Origin of the sequence: Arthrobacter sp. I3 (assembly GCF_000520575.1) — a bacterium.
In the GTDB taxonomy this organism is placed as follows: domain Bacteria; phylum Actinomycetota; class Actinomycetes; order Actinomycetales; family Micrococcaceae; genus Arthrobacter; species Arthrobacter humicola_A.
In genome coordinates, this window is the sequence record NZ_KI914976.1 from 93,650 (window position 1) to 94,775 (window position 1,126).

At 68.5% G+C, this 1,126-nt stretch carries 1 protein-coding gene and 1 pseudogene; both read left to right on the forward strand.

What is annotated here, in order from left to right; all coding sequences use genetic code 11:
- The first annotated feature begins 506 nt into the window (after positions 1-506).
- Positions 507-659 carry a hypothetical protein gene (locus tag Y706_RS29030; protein WP_216699167.1) on the forward strand — a complete coding sequence of 51 codons (153 nt, stop codon included), beginning with the start codon at positions 507-509 and terminating at the stop codon, positions 657-659.
- A pseudogene (locus Y706_RS29500) lies at positions 656-1,126 on the forward strand (glycosyltransferase WbuB); the annotation flags it as partial. The gene Y706_RS29030 and the pseudogene Y706_RS29500, both read left to right, overlap by 4 nt.

Consider the following 1,126-nt stretch of genomic DNA (forward strand, 5'->3'; position numbering starts at 1 on the left):
AATGGGTCAAGGCGAACGCCGAGTACGAGCAGCTCGCGGGCCGCTACATGGAAATCATCAGCGAACTCCTCGCCGAGACCGGCCGCGGCCGATGATGCAGCTCGTCAACAACATTCGGCTGGCCCAGAGCGTGGTCCGTCAGCACCTGACGGATGATCCCGTCATTCTGTTCCTGCAACTTTCCCGCAGAATGCCGGCCGCCGCGCTTCCCCTGGCGAAGCGTGTGGGCCGCTGGGCCCCGAAGGACGCGACGTCCTCAACCGTCCTGTTCGCGGCGCTGGCCGCGGGAGACACTGATGACGTCGAACGGCGGCTCCGCATCGCCGCCGCCGGTACCGTCCAAGGAGAACGCGCACGGAGGCTGGCCGACGTCGCCCTCGCAGCAAACCTTCTGGACGTCGCGGACATTCTCCTTGCTAAGGCAGGCACAGCGCGGCACGTGAAGCAGGCCCGGGCCCGGCGGCTCTGGTACGACGGCGCCATCAGCGAAGCCGTCGCGGCGCTCGATGACTCCGGAACGGCAGGCGGACCGGGGGCGCCTGGTCCGCAACGGCGACAGCCGCCAATGGGTCAAGGCGAACGCCGAGTACGAGCAGCTCGCGGGCCGCTACATGGAAATCATCAGCGAACTCCTCGCCGAGACCGGCCGCGGCCGATGATGCAGCTCGTCAACAACATTCGGCTGGCCCAGAGCGTGGTCCGTCAGCACCTGACGGATGATCCCGTCATTCTGTTCCTGCAACTTTCCCGCAGAATGCCGGCCGCCGCGCTTCCCCTGGCGAAGCGTGTGGGCCGCTGGGCCCCGAAGGACGCGACGTCCTCAACCGTCCTGTTCGCGGCGCTGGCCGCGGGAGACACTGATGACGTCGAACGGCGGCTCCGCATCGCCGCCGCCGGTACCGTCCAAGGAGAACGCGCACGGAGGCTGGCCGACGTCGCCCTCGCAGCAAACCTTCTGGACGTCGCGGACATTCTCCTTGCTAAGGCAGGCACAGCGCGGCACGTGAAGCAGGCCCGGGCCCGGCGGCTCTGGTACGACGGCGCCATCAGCGAAGCCGTCGCGGCGCTCGATGACTCCGGAACGGCAGGCAAGCGGCAGCAGGCCAGGCTGGCCGCCGAGGCCGCA

Bases quoted from the DNA above. Each gene is read 5' to 3' on its own strand.
- Y706_RS29030 (WP_216699167.1), top strand. From the start codon at position 507: ATGACTCCGGAACGGCAGGCGGACCGGGGGCGCCTGGTCCGCAACGGC.